Annotated in this window: 16 protein-coding genes and 1 riboswitch; of the genes, 2 read left to right on the plus strand and 14 right to left on the minus strand. The window is 73.2% G+C overall.

The features are described 5' to 3' along the window. Positions 1-84 precede the first annotated feature (84 nt). The gene (locus tag ACIGXE_RS31315; RefSeq protein WP_399752641.1) at positions 85-849 is read left to right on the plus strand and encodes a TetR/AcrR family transcriptional regulator; all 765 of its coding nucleotides are present in this window, start codon (positions 85-87) and stop codon (positions 847-849) included. On the opposite strand, the gene ACIGXE_RS31320 is transcribed toward ACIGXE_RS31315, so the two are convergent. The 3 genes from ACIGXE_RS31320 to ACIGXE_RS31330 all read right to left on the minus strand — a co-directional run bounded on the left by ACIGXE_RS31320 (position 834) and on the right by ACIGXE_RS31330 (position 3,871). Beyond that, entirely contained in the window at positions 834-1,676 is an 843-nt protein-coding gene (locus ACIGXE_RS31320; RefSeq protein WP_399752643.1) for an SIMPL domain-containing protein, read from the minus strand. The genes ACIGXE_RS31315 and ACIGXE_RS31320 overlap by 16 nt on opposite strands. A gap of 289 nt (positions 1,677-1,965) precedes the next feature. Further along, complete coding sequence (locus ACIGXE_RS31325) at positions 1,966-2,760, minus strand: SGNH/GDSL hydrolase family protein (RefSeq protein ID WP_399752645.1); 795 nt, start codon at positions 2,758-2,760, stop codon at positions 1,966-1,968. A gap of 163 nt (positions 2,761-2,923) precedes the next feature. Next, positions 2,924-3,871, minus strand: coding sequence for a peptidoglycan DD-metalloendopeptidase family protein (locus tag ACIGXE_RS31330; RefSeq protein ID WP_399752647.1), 948 nt, complete (start codon positions 3,869-3,871; stop codon positions 2,924-2,926). A 4-nt stretch (positions 3,872-3,875) separates the two neighbouring features. Then, positions 3,876-4,062, minus strand: a riboswitch (cyclic di-AMP (ydaO/yuaA leader). A gap of 339 nt (positions 4,063-4,401) precedes the next feature. On the opposite strand from ACIGXE_RS31330, the gene ACIGXE_RS31335 reads away from it, so the two are divergent. Beyond that, on the plus strand, positions 4,402-5,199 hold the full coding sequence (locus ACIGXE_RS31335; RefSeq protein ID WP_399752649.1) for a tyrosine-protein phosphatase: 798 nt from the start codon (positions 4,402-4,404) through the stop codon (positions 5,197-5,199). 48 nt (positions 5,200-5,247) lie between these two features. Here the strand turns inward: ACIGXE_RS31335 and ACIGXE_RS31340 are convergent, their stop codons facing one another. The 11 genes from ACIGXE_RS31340 to ACIGXE_RS31390 form a co-directional block, all read right to left on the minus strand. Then, positions 5,248-5,403 carry a DUF6126 family protein gene (locus ACIGXE_RS31340; protein WP_399752651.1) on the minus strand — a complete coding sequence of 52 codons (156 nt, stop codon included), beginning with the start codon at positions 5,401-5,403 and terminating at the stop codon, positions 5,248-5,250. Between the two features lie 19 nt (positions 5,404-5,422). Beyond that, positions 5,423-6,052 (minus strand): helix-turn-helix domain-containing protein, encoded by a 630-nt coding sequence (locus ACIGXE_RS31345; protein WP_399752652.1) that lies wholly within the window; start codon positions 6,050-6,052, stop codon positions 5,423-5,425. 86 nt (positions 6,053-6,138) lie between these two features. After that, the gene (locus ACIGXE_RS31350; RefSeq protein WP_399752706.1) at positions 6,139-7,524 is read right to left on the minus strand and encodes an aspartate aminotransferase family protein; all 1,386 of its coding nucleotides are present in this window, start codon (positions 7,522-7,524) and stop codon (positions 6,139-6,141) included. An 11-nt stretch (positions 7,525-7,535) separates the two neighbouring features. Then, entirely contained in the window at positions 7,536-8,558 is a 1,023-nt protein-coding gene (gene hpnH, locus ACIGXE_RS31355; protein WP_399752655.1) for an adenosyl-hopene transferase HpnH, read from the minus strand. A gap of 7 nt (positions 8,559-8,565) precedes the next feature. Continuing rightward, the gene (locus ACIGXE_RS31360; protein ID WP_399752657.1) at positions 8,566-9,219 is read right to left on the minus strand and encodes a 1-hydroxy-2-methyl-2-butenyl 4-diphosphate reductase; all 654 of its coding nucleotides are present in this window, start codon (positions 9,217-9,219) and stop codon (positions 8,566-8,568) included. Then, on the minus strand, positions 9,219-11,204 hold the full coding sequence (gene shc / locus ACIGXE_RS31365) for a squalene--hopene cyclase (RefSeq protein WP_399752659.1): 1,986 nt from the start codon (positions 11,202-11,204) through the stop codon (positions 9,219-9,221). Before shc ends, ACIGXE_RS31360 begins: the two co-directional genes overlap by 1 nt. 108 nt (positions 11,205-11,312) lie before the next feature. Beyond that, a complete protein-coding gene (locus ACIGXE_RS31370) occupies positions 11,313-12,413 on the minus strand; it encodes a polyprenyl synthetase family protein (RefSeq protein ID WP_399752661.1) in 1,101 nt (366 codons plus the stop codon). Further along, positions 12,410-13,837: a hydroxysqualene dehydroxylase HpnE gene (gene hpnE / locus ACIGXE_RS31375; protein WP_399752663.1), complete on the minus strand. Its 1,428-nt coding sequence runs from the start codon at positions 13,835-13,837 to the stop codon at positions 12,410-12,412. The genes ACIGXE_RS31370 and hpnE overlap by 4 nt, the downstream gene beginning before the upstream one ends. 67 nt (positions 13,838-13,904) lie before the next feature. Further along, complete coding sequence (hpnD, locus tag ACIGXE_RS31380; protein ID WP_399752665.1) at positions 13,905-14,855, minus strand: presqualene diphosphate synthase HpnD; 951 nt, start codon at positions 14,853-14,855, stop codon at positions 13,905-13,907. After that, on the minus strand, positions 14,852-15,772 hold the full coding sequence (hpnC, locus tag ACIGXE_RS31385; RefSeq protein ID WP_399752667.1) for a squalene synthase HpnC: 921 nt from the start codon (positions 15,770-15,772) through the stop codon (positions 14,852-14,854). Before hpnC ends, hpnD begins: the two co-directional genes overlap by 4 nt. 339 nt (positions 15,773-16,111) lie before the next feature. Continuing rightward, positions 16,112-16,750 (minus strand): TetR/AcrR family transcriptional regulator, encoded by a 639-nt coding sequence (locus tag ACIGXE_RS31390; protein WP_399752669.1) that lies wholly within the window; start codon positions 16,748-16,750, stop codon positions 16,112-16,114. Positions 16,751-16,821: the final 71 nt, after the last annotated feature.

The raw sequence follows: 16,821 nt of genomic DNA on the forward strand, positions 1-16,821 counted from the left end.
ACCGGCGACCGAGCGGTCGGGGACGCCCTCCCCGGCCCGTCTCGGATGGGCATGCCCTTGTCATGCGCTGTGTAGGGTCGGAGCGTGGCGAGACAGCGGTGGAGCGTGGCCGAGCGGCGGGAGGCCCTGCTGCGGGCGGCCGTGGCCCGGATCGAGGCCCGCGGGGTCGCGGCGCTGCGGATCGCCGACGTGGCCGCCGAGCTCGGGGTGAGCAACGCCCTGGTCCTCTACCACTTCGCCACCAAGGAACAGCTGGTCGCGGCCGCCTTCGCGCACGCCGCCGAGCAGGACCTGGCCCGGCTGCGCACGCTCCTGGGCCGCCGTACCACCGCCGTGCGGCGGCTTCGCGCGGCGGTCCGCTGGTACGCCCCGACCGGCCAGGCCAAGGGCTGGCGGCTGTGGATCGAGAGCTGGGCGGCGGCGCCCCGCGAACCGGCGCTGCGGGAGGTCGCCGGCGCGCTGGACCGGGCCTGGAAGGACGCGCTGACCTCGGTGATCTCCGAGGGTGCGGCGGCCGGCGAGTTCTCGTGCGCCGACCCGGCCGCCGCGGCCTGGCGGCTCACCGCGTTCCTGGACGGCATGGCCGTGCAGATGACCGCGTACCCCGGCACCCTCTCCCGCGCGACCATGCTGGAGTGGGCGGACGCCGCCCTCACCCGCGAGCTCGGGCTTCCCTCGCCGCCGGCGGCCCCCGCCCCCGCGACGACCCGGCCGGCCGCGACCGCTCCCAAAGCCGCCCCTACGACCCCCACGGCCCCTACGGCTCCTACGGCTCAAGACGGCGACCGGAGCGGCGCTCACCGCCGCCCGCACGGCCGCCCGCACGGCCGCCCTCAGAGCAGCTCGTAGACCGCCACGACGGTCACGTGCTCCTCGATCTCGCCCGGGGCGAGGGGCAGGTCTCCGCCCCCGTCGGCCGGTGCTCCCGGGGCCGTGCCGGGAGCGGGACGCACGCTCTCGCCCTCGGTGAGGGAGATCAGGCGTCCCAGCCTGCGCCCGCTGAGCTCGGCGTACTGGGTGGCCTTGTCCTGCGCGTTGCGGTGGGCGGCCTCCCGGGCCTTGGCGCGCAGCGAGGTCGGGTCGGACACGTCGAAGGTGACGCCGTTGATCCGGCCCGCGTCGCCCGTGGCGTCGCTGACCGCCCCGATGACCTGCCCCGCCCGGTCGATGTCGCGGACCTTCGCCGAGAAGCTCTGCCCGGCCTGGTAGCCGGTCACCTTGCTCTCGCCCTCCTTGTTCTGCGTGTAGACGGGCGAGAGGGACAGGCTCTCGGTGCGGATGTCCCGGTCCTCGATGCCCTGCGCGTGCAGCGCGTCCAGGAGCGCCTGTGCCGCGGTCTTCTGGGCTCCCATCGCCTCCTTGGCGTTCTTGCGGGTCGCCTCGACGCCGACCGAGAGCACGGCGAGATCGGGCGCGGCGGACGAGGTGCCGTTCCCGGTCACCGTCACCGTGGTCGGCGCCTCCTGCTGTACGGCGGCGGGGCGCACCGCCGGGCCGGGCCCGTCGGCGAGGGCGGGCGCGGCGGCTCCGAGGAGCAGCCCGCCGAGCGCCGCTCCGACGGCGAGGGCGCGCAGCCCGCCGGCGCGCGGCTGTCGGGACCGGCCCTCGGCGCGGCAGGCCGGCCGTCCTCCGGCCTCCGATGCGGACGGGTCCTCGGGGTGGTGACGAGGCGTCATGGGCGTTCCCTTCGACGGTGGGCGCTGTTGCTCCGGCGGGCACATCCCACCAGCCGCCGCCCGCCGCATCCGCTCGCCACTCCTGGGCGGCCCGGGTCCTTCACCTCTCCGTACCAGGCCGTCGGAAGATCGGCTCGGGGCGCGGCGGGCATCGCCGTACCCGTCGGAGGGTTCCGGAGCGCCTCCGGGACGGGCCGTGCCCAACGGGCCCGGTGCGGCCTCGGGTGTACCGCTCCACGGCCCCGGGAGCGCGTGCGCCCGGGGCCGTGGTGGTCCGTCGAGGTGCCGGCTAGAGCGGCATGAGGTCGGGGCGCTTGGCCTCGACGTGGTCGCCGGAGCTCTCGCCGCGCAGCCGGCGCCCGATCCACGGGACCAGGTACTCCTTGGCCCAGTGGATGTCGTCCTTGCGGACCTCCAGGGTGCCGCGCGGCGGCTGCGGCGGCCACGGCTGCTCCGGGTCGGCCGGTACGGGCAGGCCGAGGACCTGGGCGGCGCGCAGCGCGACCCGGGTGTGGCCCTCGGGCGAGAGGTGGAGCCGGTCCTCGTCCCAGGCGCGCCGGTCCTGGACGGACCTCAGCGACCACAGGTCGAGCACCGGGCAGCCGTACCGGTCGGCGATGGCCCGGACGTGCCCGTTGTAGGTGGCGATCTTGCCGCGCAGGTGCTTGAGCAGGATCACGTCGCGGGTGTCGAAGCCGGTGGTCACCATGACGGTGCCGACGGCGGAGGTGAGGTCGGCCACGGCGCGCTCGAAGCGCTCGGCCACGTCGTCGGGGTCGGTGCCGGGGCGGATGATGTCGTTGCCGCCGGCGCAGAACGTCACCAGATCCGGGGCGAGTTCCTTCGCGCGCGGGACCTGTTCCGCGACGATCTGGTCCAGTAGGCGCCCCCGTACGGCGAGATTGGCGTACCGGAAGCCGTCGAGCTCCGGCAGCTGGTCGGCGAGCAGGACCGCGAACCGGTCCGCCCAGCCGACGTACGCCCCGTCGGGCCCGGGATCTCCGACGCCCTCGGTGAAGCTGTCACCGATCGCCGCGTACGACCCGAATGCGTTCTTGTCTGTTGATCTCGAATCGTCTGCCACGGGAGCACATCTTTCCTCTCCCGGTGTGACCTACGCGACCGTAAGGAGGGGTTGACGCCGGGTGACATATGCCACCGATAAAGATTCTCCCAAGCCGGAATACGCCGGAGGCCCGGCACAGGGATGCCGGACCTCCGGGCGCCTGACGGGCGCTGACGTGACGTCAGATGCTCACGCCGTGCGAACGCAGGGCGGCCAGCGGGTCGATGTCGGAGCCGTACTCCGGCCCGGTGCGCATCTCGAAGTGCAGGTGCGGGCCGGTGACGTTGCCGGTCGCGCCGGAGAGGCCGATCTCCTGGCCGCCGGTGACGGTCTGGCCGGCGGAGACGGATATCGAGGACAGGTGCGCGTACTGCGAGAAGGTGCCGTCGGCGTGCTGGATGACGACCTGGTTGCCGTAGGCGCCGCCGTCGCCGGCGGAGTAGACGGTGCCGGGGCCGACCGCGTGGACGGTGGTGCCGGTGGAGGCGATGAAGTCGACGCCGGTGTGGTAGCCGGAGGACCACATGGCGCCCGCGGCGCGGTACGGGGTGGAGATGCCGCCGCTGACCGGGGCGACCCAGCCGGAGGACGAGGTCGCACCGGACGAGGTGGCGGCCGGGGCGGCGGTGGTCGCGGCGGTGGCGCCCGCGTCCGGGGAGCGCTCGCTGCTACGCGAGGCACGCTGCTGGTCGCCGGAGCTCTGGTGCGCGCGCTTCGGGGCGGCGGCCTTGTGCTCGTGACCGGCCTTGGCGGCGTGCTTGCCGCCGAGGGTGAGCTTCATGCCCGGCAGGATCAGCGACGGGTTGCCGCCGATGACCTGGCGGTTGTCGCGGTAGAGCTTCTGCCAGCCGCCGGCCAGGTGGTGCTCGGTGGCGATCTTGGACAGGTAGTCGCCGCGGACGACGGTGTACGTCTTCGGGGCGGACGGGGCCTTGGCAGGGGTGGCGGCGGGCGCCACGACGGCGACGGCCTGCTGCGCGGCGGCGGACGGGGCGGCCTGCTCGGCGGCGTGCGCGCCGGTCGCGCCGATGAGCGGGAGGGCGACGACGGCGCCTCCGGCGCCGGCGGCGACGAACCCGCGGGTGATCGGGTTGGCCTTGGGACGGCGGTGCTTACCCTTCGCGGGCATGGCGAATTCCTCTCCGTCGCCTGCGAGGTGAGCTGTCGGGTTCGGACTGGAGATGTCCGGCCACGCGACGCGTGGCTTCACCCCGAGCCGTCCTTCTTCGAGGGATCGGCAAAGTACCTGGGTCCCCCGCTCCTGCCGTGTACGGGTGGGTGCGGAAACCGGGCGGCGGCAGGATTCGGCGGTCCGTCCGGAGTGAGCGCGACGCTAGACGAGGGGGGTCGACGGGAACAAGCCACTGTTTTCCCGCCCTCGCACATTCCGGGAAATCCGGCGGGAATTCCGGTCACCCTCCGTGGATGACGGTCCCTCGATCCGCCTTTCCAGAAGGGAATTTGAAAAAGACGATCAGGCACGGTCCGTCACGTGTATGACGCTGCTCACGCCCCGCTTCCCATCTGCCAAGGAATCAGGGCGCGTTACCTCGAAACCCTCAATTCGGACAGATGTCCCATTCCCTCCCGAGGGGGTGCGTGGGGGGCCCCTCACCTGGATGATTGCCCCGGGAACCGATCTCGAGACCAGGAGCAACCGTGACGCAAGCGACGACCGAGCCCGAGCTCACCGGCGTACGCAACTTCCGCGACCTTGGCGGGCTGCCGACCGTGGACGGCCGGTCCGTGCGCCCCGGACGCCTGTTCCGCAGCGGCCATCTGGCCCACGCCACCGCCGAGGACGCCGCCTTCCTGGGCACCCTGGGCCTGCACACCGTCTTCGACTTCCGCAACGACGCCGACCGGCGCTTCGAGGGGGACGACGTGCCGCTACCGGGCGTGCGGAACGTGAACATACCGTTGAGCGACCCGGCCGACGGCAAGGAGTTCTGGGAGATGGTGCGCCAGGGCGGCCTGCCGCTGCTGCGCGATCTGCTGGGCGACGGCAAGGCCGCGGCCCGAATGTCCGGTTCCTACCGGAAGATGATGGTCGAGCGCACCGCGGAGCACAGCCGCGTCCTGCACGCGATGGCCGAGGACAGCGTCCCCGCCCTCATGCACTGCGCCGCCGGCAAGGACCGGGCCGGCCTGTCCATCGCGGTCTCCCTGCTGGCCGTCGGCGTCGAGCGGGAGGCCATCGAGGCCGACTACCTGAAGTCGAACGCCCCGCACCGCCGCTACAAGGTGCAGCGCAGCTCCACCGCCCCGGACGGCATGGCGCCCGAGGTGATGGAGCTGCTGAGCCCGCTCTTCGACGCGCGGGTGGAGTATCTGCGGGCCGCCTTCGAGACGATCGACGCGACCTGGGGCTCGGTGGACGCCTACCTCGTCCAGGGCCTCGGGCTCTCCCCGGAGAGCCGGGAGCGGCTCCGTGAGCGGCTGCTCACGGACATCTAGGCACGGCGGACCCCGGGAGCCCGGTCCCGGCGGTCCCGGCGGTTCCGGCTACTGGTTCTGCCCGCCGAGCATGAAGAGCAGGTAGAGGAAGCCGGCGAAGAGGTGCCCCGCGACCAGGTAGGCGAAGAGGCGGAGCGCCAAGCCCTTGGGGAACTTGCCGGCACCGCGCTCCTCGCCGGTCACCGGTACGGACTTCTCGGACATAGCAGTTCCTTTCGGATGGTCAGCGCCGGTGCGGGGTCCCGTCACCGAGGCACAGCTCGGCGACGGGGCTCTGCATCAGGGTGTGGACGAAGAGCAGCTCGGCCCCGGCGCGGGTGGCGGCGCCGATCCGGTGCGGGGTGAGCGAGTCGAAGTGCGCGCTGTCGCCGGGATCGAGGACGTGCACGGCCTCGCCGAGCGCGAGCCGCACCCGGCCCTCGATGACGTGGATCCACTCCTCGCCGGGGTGGACCCGCACGATGTCCGCGCGGGTCGCGTACGGCACGTGGACGCGGAGGCACTGCATCGCGCGCCCGGCGCCGCCGGCCTGGCGGTAGATCCAGCCGTCGGCCTCGACCGGCTCGGAGCGGCCGGCCCGCACCACGGGGTCACGCTCGGGCGGCAGCTCGCCGAGCAGCTCGGACACCGTCGTACCGTAGATACGGGCGAGGGCGAGCAGCATCGGCAGCGAGGGCTGCCGGTTCCCGGTCTCCAGCCGGGAGAGGTGGGCCGGGGAGAGACCGGCCCGCTGCGCGGCGGCCTCCAGGGTGAGCCCCCTGCGGCGGCGCAGGGCCCGCAGCTGCGGGGCGACGTCCGGCAGGACGTCCGGGGCGGCGGGTTCCGGGGCGGGGTCCCCGGGGACGTGGTCCATGCGTCCATTCCGCCAGGGTCATGCCTCTGAGGCAAGTTTCTTGCCTCAGAGGCAAAACCATGGGGGCGGATTCGGACAGCCGGCCCTCAGCGCTGTGCGACGGCCTGCTTGACCAGCGTCTTTCCGAAGTCCCACATCAGTCCGCCGCCTCCGTGGGCGTCGTCCATGACCGCCGTGAAGGCGGTCACGAAGCGGTCCACGTCCGCCTCGTCGATGATCAGCGGCGGGATCAGCTTGATCACCTCCAGATGGTCCCCCGACACCTGGGTGAGGATGCGGTGGCGCTGGAGCAGCGGCACCACGACCATCTGGGCGAAGAGCCCCTTGCGCGCCGCCTGGAGCATCGTCCAGCGGCTGCGCAGGCCGAGCGAGGTCGGCCGGCCGAACTCGATGCCGATCATCAGCCCCCGGCCGCGGATCTCCTTCAGCAGCTCGTAGCGCGGTACGAGCTCGCGCAGGCGCCCGGCGAGCAGGCCGCCGATCCGGCGCACGTGCGCGACCGTGTCCTCGGCCTCCATCACCGAGAGCACCGCGAGCCCGGCCGCCATGGCCTGCGCGTTCGACCCGAAGCTGGCCGAGTGGACGAGCACCCGGTCCATCGACGAGTAGACCTTCTTGAAGATCCAGTCCTTGCCGAGGGTCGCCCCCACCGGCACATAGCCGCCGGAGAGCGCCTTGGCGACGCAGACCAGGTCCGGCTCGACGCCGTCCTCGTGCTGGTACGCGTAGAAGTCGCCGGTCCGTCCGAGGCCCGTCTGCACCTCGTCGGCGATCAGCAGGGCGCCGTGCCGGTGGAGCAGCTCCTGGGCGGCGCGCAGGAAGCCCGGCGGGGCCTCGTGGACCCCCTTGCCCTGAATGGGTTCGACGACGAAGCCGGCCACGTCCCCCTTGCGCAGTTCCCGCTCCAGGGCGTCGAGGTCGCCGAGCTCGATCGCCGTGTCGGGCAGGAGCGGCGCGAAGCCCTCCCGGAAGCACTGCTCGCCGTTGACCGAGAGGGAGCCGGTGGTGAGCCCGTGGAAGGCGTGCGCGCAGTAGACGATCCTCGGACGTCCGGTGGCGTACCGGGCGAACTTGAGCGCGGTCTCGACGGCCTCGGTGCCGCTGTTGCCGAAGAAGACCCGGTCGAGGTGGGGGCTGTGGGCGAGCAGCTGCTCGGCGAGCAGACCGGGCAGCGGCTGGCAGTCGAAGCGGGTGAGGTCGGCGAGCTGCGCGTCGAGGACGTCGTGCAGCGCCTTGCGCACGACGGGGTGGTGCCGGCCGAGGCCCATGACGCCGAAGCCGGCGAGCATGTCGAGGTGGTCGGCGCCGTCGGCGTCCCAGAAGTGGGCGCCCTCGGCCCGCTCGTACACCTTGTCGAAGCCGATGGTGTGCAGCATCCGCGGCAGCTGGTGGTTGAGGTGGCGGGCGTGCAGCTCGTAGCGCTCGCCGCCGCGTTCGGCGAGCAGCGCCCGCAGGTCGAACTCACCGGTCATGGCGCGCTCGCTCACCCGTTGTTCCCGTTGACGGTCTCGCGGACCGCGCGCAGCGACTCCTTGAGCGAGCCCATGGTGGCGAGGACGGCGGTGGGCTCGTAGCCGCAGTGCGCCATGCAGTTGGCGCAGCGCGGGTCCTTGCCGCGGCCGTACTTGTCCCAGTCCGTCTCCTCGATGAGCTCGCGGTACGTCGGTACGTAGCCGTCGCTCATCAGATAGCAGGGGCGCTGCCACCCGAAGAGGGAGTAGTTGGGGATCGCCCACGCGGTGCACGGGAAATCGGCCTTGCCTTCGAGGAAGTCCAGGAAGAGCGGCGAGTGGTTGAGACGCCAGCGCCGCCGGTTTCCGCCTGCGAACGCCTTCTTGAAGAGTTCCCTGGTCTGCTCGACGCCGAGGAAGTGCTCCTGGTCCGGGGCCTTTTCGTAGGCATAGGCGGGCGAGATCATCATTTCGTCGACCTGGAGGTCGTCGTTGAGGAAGTTGAGCACCTCGATGACGGTCTGCGGGGTGTCGGTGTTGAAGAACGTCGAATTGGTGGTGACCCGGAACCCGCGCCGCTTGGCCTCCTTGATCGCCGCCACGGCCTCGTCGAAGACGCCTTCCTTGGCGACGGATTCGTCGTGCCGTTCACGCAGTCCGTCGATGTGCACGGCGAAGGCGAAGTACCGGGAGGGGGTGAAGTCGTCGAGCTTCTTGCGCAGCAGCATCGCGTTGGTGCAAAGGAAGACGTACTTCCGCTTGGCCACGAGCTGGCGCACGATCTCGTCGATCTGGGGGTGCATCAACGGTTCGCCACCGGCGATGGAGACCATCGGCGCCCCGGACTCCAGCACGGCGCCGACCGCCTGGGCGACCGGCATGCGCTGCTTGAGCACCCCCGCCGGGTGCTGGATCTTGCCGCAGCCCTCGCACTTGAGGTTGCAGGCGAACAGCGGCTCCAGCTCGACGATCAGCGGGAACTTGTCCCGCTTGCGGAGCTTCTGTTCGAAGAGGTAGGTCCCGACCCGGATGGACTGACGGAGCGGCATGGCCATAACTCGCTCACCTCCTGGGGAGCAGCAAAGAACGGTGCCATTCGAAGAATGCGGGAAGGACGGCACGAAGGACGCGGAAGGCCGATATTCCCCCGCGTACCGTGCCGATCCGGACCAGTTCATGTTCCGGAGCGTCCACGACCACTCGTACGGCCGCAACCGGACGCGCTCCGGCGGCGGTGGCGGTGCGCAGGGTGGCGGCGGACTCCATGTCGACGGCGATGGCCCCGCCGGCCAGCAGCGCGGCCCGCTCGGGGCCGCGCACCACGTGGTCGGAGCCGGTCAGCGGGCCGGTGTGCACGGTGCGCCCGGGCAGCGCCCGGGTGAGCGCCTTGACGAGCAGTTCGGTGCCCACGCAGGGGGTGGCGCCCTCGGCGTCGCGGGTCTCCTCGGCGACGATCAGATCGCCGGGGTGCATCCCGGGCGCGAGGCCCGCGCAGAAGCCGGAGGCGATGACGGCCGCGTCCCGCCAGGGCTCCCGGTCGAGGGCGTGGGAGACGGCCCGGCGCGCGTGCGCCGGGCCCATCCCGGTCCTCACCACCGTGACGGGCGCGGGCGCCCCGCCACGGTCGCCGCTGCGCAGGGCCAGCTTCTCGATGCCGAGCGCGCAGGCCACGAGCAGCGGCGGTACGGCGGCCGCTCTGGCCGGGTCCCGGGCCATCAGCCGCGCTCCCGGCCGTGCAGCACGGGTTCGCCGTTCACGTAGCGGCCGAGCGCGGTGAGCGGGAAGACCTGCCGGTAGAGGTGGTAGTTGATGGAGAAGTCCCAGGGGAATCCGGTGCCGGTGAAGTACGGCTCGTCCCAGGAGCCGTCCTCCCGCTGGGTCGCCACGAGCCAGGCGACACCCCGGCGGACCGCGTCGGACTCCCGCTCGCCGGCCGCGAGCAGGGCGATCAGCGCCCAGGCGGTCTGGGAGGCGGTGGAGGTGCCGTGCCCCATCCACTGGCGCATCCGGTACGAGCGCAGGTCCTCGCCCCAGCCGCCGTCCTCGTTCTGCACGGACTCCAGCCACGCGACGGCCCGCCGGATCGCGGGATGGCTGCGCGGGATGCCGGCCGCGGTGAGGGCGGGGACCACCGAGCCCGTGCCGTACACGTAGTTGACGCCCCAGCGGCCGAACCAGGCGCCGCTGGGCTCCTGTTCGGCGAGGAGCCAGTCGACGCCCCGGCGGGTGCGGGGGTGATCGGCCTTGCCCTCGTACGCCAGCATCTCGACCACGTGGGCGGTGACGTCGGCCGACGGCGGGTCGATGACCTCGCCGAAGTCGCAGAAGGGCAGCCGGTTGGGGAAGGCGCTGGTGTTGTCGGCGTCGAAGGCGGCCCAGGCGCCGTTCCGCGACTGCATCCCGGCGGTCCAGCGGGCGCCGCGGCGCACGGCCGCCTCGACCTGCTCGGGGTCGGGGTGCTTCACCCGGCGCAGCGCGAGGATGACCTCGGCGGTGTCGTCGATGTCGGGGTAGTTGTCGTTGTGGAACTCGAACGCCCAGCCGCCGGGCTGGAGTCGGGGCCTGCGTACGGCCCAGTCGCCCTTGCGGACGATCTCCTCGCCGAGCATCCAGTCGACGGCCTTCACCAGTGCGGGGTGGTCGGGCCGGACGCCCGCGTCGGCGAGCGCGATGGTGGCGAGGCAGGTGTCCCAGACCGGGGACTGGCAGGCCTCGATCATGCGGGAGCCGTCCTCGCGCCACACGGCGAACCGGTCGAGGGACTCCAGGCCGGCCCGCATCACGGGGTGCCCGAGGTCGTAGCCGAGGAGGTGGAGGGCGATCACCGAGTACACGGCGGGTGGCTGGATCCCGCCCCAGCAGCCGTCGTTCTCCTGCCGTTCGACGATCCAGCGGGAGGCGGCGGCCATGGCGGTCTCGCGCAGTCGGCGCGGCGCCACCTTGCGGTAGAGGTGCAGGCCCTTGTCGACGCGCTGGAAGAAGCCGTCCCAACTGGCCGCGGGGGCCAGGGGCCGGGGCGGGTTCGGCCGGGCCGGATCGGTGTGCAGCTCGTCCAGTGCGAAGGGGGCGGGGTGGACCGGCCGCTTGGCGGAGACGACGGTGAGCGGCACGATCGTCTGCCGGGCCCAGCAGCCGAAGTCGTAGATGTTGAGCGGGAACCAGCTGGGCAGGAAGATCAGCTCGGGCGGCAGCTCGGGCAGGTCGTCCCAGCTCCACCAGCCGAAGAGGGCGAGCCAGATCCGGGTGAAGACGCGGGCCCCGGCCATGCCGCCCTGCTCGCGGACCCAGGCGGCGGCGCGGGCCATGTGCGGGGCGTCGGGGGGGTCTCCGGCGAGCCGCAGGGCGACGTAGGCCTCGACGGTGGCGGAGAGCTCGGCGGGCCCGCCGTAGAAGGTGGCCCAGGTGCCGTCCTCGCGCTGTTCGCCGCGGATGTGGAGGGCGGCGGCGCGGGTGGTGTCCGGGTCGAGGATCCCGAGGAACTGGCGCAGCAGCAGGTCCTCGGCGTCCATGGTGACGTTGGTCTCCAGGTCGCCCTTCCACCAGCCCTCGGGGTCCTGGCGGCCGAGGAGGTGGTCGACGGAGCGTTCCGCCGCCTTGGCGGCGGCCTCGTCGAGCGCTCCGGTGCTGACGGTGGTCGTTTCGCTGGCCGCGGCTGCCCGGGGGCCCACGGCCCCGGCGCTTCCGTCGGTCGTCGCTGTCATGGCTTCCCCTTCGTGCAGTAGGTCTACTTCTGCTTCTTCGGGTCTGCCGTCGGCCGGTGCCCGGTGGCACCGGCCGGCGACTGCGAACTCATATCAGAGCGATGGTGATCATCTCTTCCGTACGACGACGAAATCGGCCAGTGCCGTGAGCTGGGCGCGGACGTGCGCCGGCAGGTCCACCTCGTGCAGCGCCTCGATCGCCACGGCGTGCTGACGGCGGGCCTCCTGGGAGGTCCACTCGCGGCCGCCGGCCTCCTCGATGAGGGCCGCGCGGAACGCGAACTCCTCCTCGGAGAAGGAGTCGAAGTCGATGCTCTTGGCGTCGGCGGCGAGCAGTTCGCCGAGCCGCTCGGAGGCGGGGCCGCCGGCCGCGAGGGCGGCGACGACCGGCAGCGACTTCTTGCGCTGGCGCAGGTCGCTCCAGGTCTGCTTGCCGGTGGCGTCCGGGTCGCCCCAGATGCCGAGGAGGTCGTCGACGGCCTGGAAGGCGAGGCCCAGGTGGTAGCCGTACTCCTCCAGCTTGTCGGCGGTGCGGTCGTCCGCGCCGCCGAGGACGGCGCCGATGGAGACGGCGCAGGCGAGGAGGGCGCCGGTCTTGTTGCCCTCCATCTCCAGGCACTCCTCGACGGTGACCCGCTCGCGGTGCTCGTAGGAGATGTCCTGGGCCTGGCCGTCGATGAGCTTGCGGGTGGCCGTGGTCAGCCGGCGGGTGGCGCGGCCGGCCTCGACGGTCCCGAGTTCCAGCAGCAGTTCGTTGGCGAGGGCGAAGAGGGCGTCGCCGACCAGGATGGCCTGGGCGGGGCCGTGCACCTTCCACACGGTGTCGCGGTGGCGGCGCTGCTCGTCGCCGTCCATGAGGTCGTCGTGGAGCAGCGAGAAGTTGTGCACGAGCTCCACGGCCACGGCGCCGGGGATGCCGACCTCGGGGGCGGCGCCCGCCGCCTCGGCGGAGATCAGCGCGAGCGCGGGGCGGACGGCCTTGCCGCTGTCGCCCTCGGTCGGGTTGCCCTGGGCGTCGATCCAGCCGAAGTGGTAGGCGGCGACGGTGTCCATGGGCGCTGCGAGGCGGTCGACGGCGGCCCGCATGACGGGCGTGGACAGCGTCCGGCCCCGTTCCAGCAGTGCGGCGACGTCCGCGGTGTCGACGGCCGGATTTCCCGGGGGCACAGTCGGCACGGTCTCTCCTCTAGTTCCGGTACTCACACTCATGCCGCCTCCTGCAGCGGATGTTCGTAGCGGCGGCCGAGGGCGGAGAGCGCGGCGCCCGCGGCGCTGAAGCCGCTGCGGACCGCACCCTCCATGGTCGCGGGCCAGCCGGTGGCGGTCCACGCGCCGGCCAGGTAGAGGCCGGGAGCGTGGGTGCGGGCGCCGGGGCGGAGCCGGCCGACGCCAGGGGTCGGGGCGAACGTGGCGGTCCGTTCGCGGGTGACGAAGAAGTCCCGGATCCCGGCGCCGCGGGCGGCGGGCAGCAGCCGCTCCAGCTCGGGGAGGTAGCGCTCGCGGAGTGCGGCGACGGGCTCGTCGATCTCGTCCTGGGCGGCGGACTGGGAGATCGCGAGGTACTGGCCCGGGCCGGTCAGACCGGAGGAGTCGGTGCGGTCGAAGACCCACTGGACCGGGCTGCCGAGCGCGGTGAAGAAGGGCTGCCGCAGCACCTTGCGGTCGTAGACCACGTGCAGGTTGAGGATGGGGGCGGTGCCGATGTCGAGGAGCCGGTCGGGGTCGTCGAGGGCGCCGTCGGGCAGCAGTTCGCGGGTCTCCCGCTGCGGTACGGCGAGGACGACCGCGTCTGCCTCCAGGATCTCGCCCGGCATCTGGACGGTCCAGCGCCCGTCGGCCGTGCGGGTGATCCGCTCGGCCTTGGTGCGCAGTTCGGTGCGGACGCCGAGGGAGTCGAGGGCCTTGCGGGCCCGGGTGTCGTGCAGCTCGCCGAGCGGGACGTGCGCCCAGCCGATGTCGGCGGCGCCCTTCTCGGAGAGCAGCCCGGTCTTGAACACCATCGCGGCGAGGCCCATGGAGGCGTGCGGGGCACTGGCGTTGAGGGTGGGGATGCCGACCAGGTCCCACAGGGCCTCGACGGCGCGGGCGGACTGCCCGTGGCGGCCGAGCCAGGTGGCGAAGTCGATGCCGTCGAGGGCCGGGTCGGCGGGGTCGAGCTTCTTCAGGGCCAGCGCGGCCCGCCCGACGCTCACCCGCTCGACGGGCGACAGGTGCGGATAGGTGGCGAGGCTGCGCGCCAGGTGCAGCGGTACGGGCAGGCCGGTGCGGCGCAGGCGGCCCAGCCGGGGCCCGCGCGGGTGCCCGACGTCGAGCACGGGCACGTCGAGCCGGGGCTGCAGGGGCGCGAGGTGGGCGGCGTCGACCCGGTCGAGGAACCAGCGGTAGGCGGTGCAGCAGCGCAGGTAGACGTGCTGTCCGTTGTCGACGCTGAGGTCGCCGCGGCGGAACGAGAAGGCGAGGCCGCCGAGCCGGGGCCGGCCTTCGAGCAGGGTGACCCGTACACCGCTCTCGGCGAGCTGGAGCGCGCTGGTCACACCGGCGAGGCCGCCGCCGACGACGACAGCGTGCGGCGGACGGCCCCCGTGCCCGGTCCGGGACACGGGCCCCGTGAGCCGCGTGTCGTCGGTGGTCATGCGCCCTCCCCTCGGAACGTCGTCGTCAGGGACGCGGAACGGGCGCTCCGGGTTGTCCGTACGGGCCTCACGCGGGCCTCCTGACCGTGCGGCGGGAGATGTGACGGGCGTCGAGGCCGGAGAGGCCGCGGACGGCGACGTAGGCCTTCTCGCGGCCGGGGAGCGAGACCCGGCCGCGCAGCACGGCCTCGGGGTCGCGTTCGATCCGGTCGAGGAGGCGGCGGTAGATGCCGGCCATGGCGGCGACGCAGGCGCCGCTGCGGCGGTCGAGCATGGGCAGCAGCCGGTAGCCCTCGGCGAAGAGGGCACGGGCCCGGCGGACCTCGAAGTGGACCAGGCCCGCGAAGTCGGCGCCCGCGGGCGGCGTGGCGCTCGCGAAGCCGTCGGCGCAGCCGAACTTGGCGAGGTCGTCGGCCGGCAGGTAGGTGCGGCCGTTGCCGGCGTCCTCGCGGACGTCCCGGAGGATGTTGGTCAGCTGCAGGGCGAGGCCGAGGGTGTCGGCGTACTCGGAGGCGCGCTCGCTGCCCTGCGCGCCGGGCTGGGTGCCGAAGACGCCGAGCGAGAGGCGGCCGATGGCGCCGGCCACGCACCGGCAGTAGACCTTGAGGTCGTCCCAGGTCTCGTAGGTCTCGCCGCGCACGTCCATGAGGACGCCGTCGATGAGCTCGTCGAGCCCGCCGAGCGGGATCGGGAAGCGGCGGGCGGCGTCGGCGAGGGCGACGGCCACCGGGTCGGTGTCGTCCTCGGCGACCTGTCCGGCGCGGACCCGGCCGAGGATCGCGCGGGTGGCCTCCAGGCGCTCCTTCTTCTCGGCGGGCTCGAGCGACCCGTCGCCGATGTCGTCGACCCGCCGCGAGAACGCGTAGAGCGCCGACATGGCCTGGCGCTTCTCGGTCGGCAGGAGCCGGATCCCGTAGGCGAAGTTGCGCGCCTGCTGTCCGGTCACGGCCTCGCAGTAGCTGTACGCGGCCTGGACCGGCGCGGACGGCTGCGGCTGTCCCTCCACTGTCCGGCTCACCCCTCTCTCCGCGCCGTGAGCAGGACGGCGCCCGCCCGGCGCATCAGACTCGGTTTGGTGGCCTTGGGCGGCCCGGGCAGGACGTCGAAGCCCGCGGCGGCGATCGCGTCCAGCGCCGCGTACCCGCCGCCGGTGAAGCCGGCGAGCAGCAGGCGCAGCCGGCCGTGGACGCTGCCGACGAGCGGCAGTCCGGCGTCGAGCAGGGCCCGGGCCCGGTCGGCCTCGAAGGCGATCAGCGCGCGCACCGAGGCGCCGGCGGTGGGCCGGGCCAGGTCCTCCTCGGTGACGTGGAAGCGCTTGAGGTCCTCGGCGGGCAGGTAGATCCGGTCCGTGGCGAGGTCCTCGGCGACGTCCTGGAGGTGCTCCACGATCTGCAGCGCCGTGCAGATCTCGTCGGAGCGGCGGATCCGCTCGGGGGTGGCGGTGCCGGTGATGCCGAGGACGAGCCGGCCGACGGGGTTGGCGGAGAGCTCGCAGTACGCGAGGAGGTCGTCGTAGGTCTCGTAGCGCCGGACCTGCTGGTCCTGGCGGTTGGCGGCGACGAGGCCGAGGAACGGCTCCGGGGGGAGGGCGCAGCGTTCGACGGTGGGGGCGAGGGCGCGCAGCAGCGGGTGGCGGGGCGGGCCGTCGGCGGGGTCGAAGACGCGCCGGAGGTCGGTCTCGAAGGCGTCGAGCAGGGCGAGCCGGTCGTCGGCCCGCTCGGGCGGCACGCCGAGGTGGCGCGCGTCGGCGCCGCCGGGGGCCAGGTCGCCGTCGCCGATGTCGTCGACGAGCCGGGCGAAGCCGTAGACGGCCATGAGGTCGTCGTGCCAGGCCCGCGGCAGGAAGAAGGGGGCCACGGGGAAGTTCTCGTCCGCGGCCTTGCCGAGTGTGGTGCGCGAGGCGTCGTCGGGGCGCGCCTGCCGGGTTCCCGTCACCGGCCGCTGCCCGACGCGGGGACGGCTACACCCTCGTGGAGCTGGAGATTCTGCGTCATGGCCGTCACATCTCCCGTTCTACACTGCGGATCCAATCCATCCTATTTCGGACACGCCGCCGACCCCTGCCCGTGGCTCACCGCCCGGTGGCCGGGCGCCGAGGGGTATCGCCCCACTTGCCGCGAAACAGACCGGTACAGCTTACGTTGTACGGGACGCTGTGCCGCGCCGGGGGGCACGGCGTGTGGGGACAACGCCGCGGGGCGGGTCAACCTTCCCGTGGCGTACGGAAGTTCACACTCTTTTGACCTTCTGCGGCGGCGTTCCTCGCCGCGCGCGTCACGGGGCGCGGGTGCCGGAGACCACCATGGCCAGCGTGGACTCGACGACGTCGTCCCTGCGCTGGGCCGGCAGCCGGCGCAGCGGGCCTTCGAGCAGCAGCAGCGACAGTCCGTGGACGGCGGACCACGCGGCGGCCTCCGCGGCTGGCCGGGCGGCGCGCGGCGGCCGGGCGGTCGCGGCGAGGGCGGACAGCGCGTCGGTGAGCAGGGTGAAGGCCCGCACCTCGCCGGCCGGGGTCTCGGAGTCGCCGTCGGCGGCGTCCGTACGGGGCGCGCCGAAGGCGGAGCGGTAGAGGCCGGGCTGCGCGACGGCGAAGGCGACGTAGCCGCGACAGAGGGCGGCCAGCCGGGCCTCGGCGGCGAGGGCCGGGTCGTCGGCGCCGGGGGCGCGGGCGGCGGCCCGCTCCATGGAGTCGGCGAGCGCCCGGCGGGCGTGGTCCCGGACGGCCGCGAGGAGCTCTCCGCGGCCCTCGAAGTGCCGGTAGGCGGCGGTGGGCGAGACGCCGACGCGGCGGGCCGCCTCGCGCAGCACGACCCGTTCGGGGCCTCCTTCGGTGGCGAGGTCGACGGCCGCGCAGATGAGGGCGTTGCGCAGATCGCCGTGATGGTAGTTCTTTCCTCCGGAGATCGCTGCCATGTGCTCATCCTGCCCGATGTTGACCGCATGAACATTCCGGGCGGGCTCGTGAGGCGCGAAAACCGGACGCT

Origin of the sequence: Streptomyces sp. NPDC053431, assembly GCF_044544925.1 — a bacterium.
GTDB lineage: Bacteria > Actinomycetota > Actinomycetes > Streptomycetales > Streptomycetaceae > Streptomyces.

What these genes read in the sequence shown, in the direction of transcription:
- shc (WP_399752659.1), bottom strand. Translation starts at nt 11,204, where the DNA reads ATGACAGCGACGACCGACGGAAGCGCCGGGGCCGTGGGCCCCCGGGCA.
- ACIGXE_RS31350 (WP_399752706.1), bottom strand. Translation starts at nt 7,524, where the DNA reads ATGACCGGTGAGTTCGACCTGCGGGCGCTGCTCGCCGAACGCGGCGGC.
- hpnE (WP_399752663.1), bottom strand. Translation starts at nt 13,837, where the DNA reads ATGACCACCGACGACACGCGGCTCACGGGGCCCGTGTCCCGGACCGGG.
- ACIGXE_RS31370 (WP_399752661.1), bottom strand. Translation starts at nt 12,413, where the DNA reads ATGAGTGTGAGTACCGGAACTAGAGGAGAGACCGTGCCGACTGTGCCC.
- ACIGXE_RS31345 (WP_399752652.1), bottom strand. Translation starts at nt 6,052, where the DNA reads ATGGACCACGTCCCCGGGGACCCCGCCCCGGAACCCGCCGCCCCGGAC.
- ACIGXE_RS31330 (WP_399752647.1), bottom strand. Translation starts at nt 3,871, where the DNA reads ATGCCCGCGAAGGGTAAGCACCGCCGTCCCAAGGCCAACCCGATCACC.
- ACIGXE_RS31340 (WP_399752651.1), bottom strand. Translation starts at nt 5,403, where the DNA reads ATGTCCGAGAAGTCCGTACCGGTGACCGGCGAGGAGCGCGGTGCCGGC.
- ACIGXE_RS31360 (WP_399752657.1), bottom strand. Translation starts at nt 9,219, where the DNA reads ATGGCCCGGGACCCGGCCAGAGCGGCCGCCGTACCGCCGCTGCTCGTG.
- ACIGXE_RS31390 (WP_399752669.1), bottom strand. Translation starts at nt 16,750, where the DNA reads ATGGCAGCGATCTCCGGAGGAAAGAACTACCATCACGGCGATCTGCGC.
- ACIGXE_RS31320 (WP_399752643.1), bottom strand. Translation starts at nt 1,676, where the DNA reads ATGACGCCTCGTCACCACCCCGAGGACCCGTCCGCATCGGAGGCCGGA.
- hpnH (WP_399752655.1), bottom strand. Translation starts at nt 8,558, where the DNA reads ATGGCCATGCCGCTCCGTCAGTCCATCCGGGTCGGGACCTACCTCTTC.